1 protein-coding gene is annotated in these 1,370 nt (G+C 65.6%); it reads right to left on the bottom strand.

Translation table 11 applies throughout. From position 1 onward, the window contains the following. Nucleotides 1-263: 263 nt before the first annotated feature. Nucleotides 264-929 carry a GntR family transcriptional regulator gene (locus ACH4ZA_RS39870; protein WP_398433894.1) on the bottom strand — a complete coding sequence of 222 codons (666 nt, stop codon included), beginning with the start codon at nucleotides 927-929 and terminating at the stop codon, nucleotides 264-266. Between the last annotated feature and the right edge of the window lie 441 nt (nucleotides 930-1,370).

Here is a 1,370-nt window from a genome sequence, read left to right as displayed (position 1 = left end):
GCGCCAGTCCCGCAACTACCTGGCCTTTCTCGGCCTCGCTGCAACCCTGTGCTGCTACAAGCGACTGGTCCGCCTCACCACATAGGACACCGTCTTAGACACTCCGTCGATCCCAGCCGCTGAGGGGGTGGTCCCGGGGGAGGCCCACGGCCGAGCGCGATGTCGAACCCCGGCCTGTGCACCCGCGGCCCTGCCCGCGAGCGCACGCTCGATCATCGAGCGCACCGGAGCCGACGTCTGCCTCACTTTTGCCCGGGCGTGCTCTACCCCGGGTCTGTCGTATGGGCTCCCAGGCCCACGGGGAAATGGGCGGCCAGTTCCTGGCGGAACGCCTTGGTGTCGCCTTCCAGGGCGACCGTGGCAAGCCTCTCGTGCTCGACGACCAGTTGCTGCGGGTTGTCGCTGTAGGTGCGGTGATCGACGCTGAGGTGGAGGCGCAGTTTGGTTTCCCAGCCGTTCCAGAGACTCTGCAGGACGCCGTGCCCCGAGAGATCGTAGAAGAGCCTGTGGAATCGCAGGTGGGCGTCAATGCTGGCCGGGATGTCGTCCTTCTTCATCGCCTGGCGCAGGTCCTCGACGGTTTGCAGCAACTGGGGCCGCTGAGGACCGCGCAGGGACTCGGCCGAGAGCTCGGCGGCGTACGGCTCGACGCGCAGCCGGACCGAATCGATCTCGGCGACCTCACGAGCGCTCACCTCCACGACGAACGCCCCGCGGTAGGGGATCTTCATGACGAGCCCCTCCTCCTCGAGCTTGGTCAGCGCCTCCCGCAGCGGGGACCGGCTGATCCCGAGATCAGCGGCGATGTGCGCCTCGCGGAGCTGTCCCCCAGGAGGTACGGTCCCGTCGAGAATGGCAGCACGCAGTGTGCGGTAGACGCCGTCCGGCGTCGTCATCCGCTGCTCCTGCCACTCGAACTTGTGATCCACTCCGCAGGCCTCCCTCGATCGTTGTCGACCATTCTTTTGTCGACTGTACCTCCGCCGATCTTGCATCGGCGGCCAACTCGGCTTTCCGGGCACGCAGCTCCCTGGCGCACAGGACAGGTCGGCGTCTCGCGTCGGAGCCGTTTGATCGTCGGCCCGACGTCGGCCCGTGGGGTGAAGACGTTGACAGTCGGCGAGTGTTTGGTCGACAATCGACAATAATGGTCGACAATCGCCCTATAGCAGCTCGGTCTGCTCTGCTGAAGCACCAGGAGGACTCCTGTGGGATTCGATGTGAAGCCCAAGTTCGTGACGTTCGACATGAACGGCACGCTGATCAAGTTCAGCGTCAACGACGCGATGCGTGAGGTCCTGGGCGACCGGCTGCCGGCCGAGGTCGCCGATGAGTACCTGCGGATCTGCAAGGCGTACCGGATCGACGAG

This window comes from Streptomyces sp. NPDC020597 (assembly GCF_044335095.1).
Taxonomy (GTDB): domain Bacteria; phylum Actinomycetota; class Actinomycetes; order Streptomycetales; family Streptomycetaceae; genus Streptomyces.
This window is presented reverse-complemented; position numbering and strand designations above follow the sequence as displayed.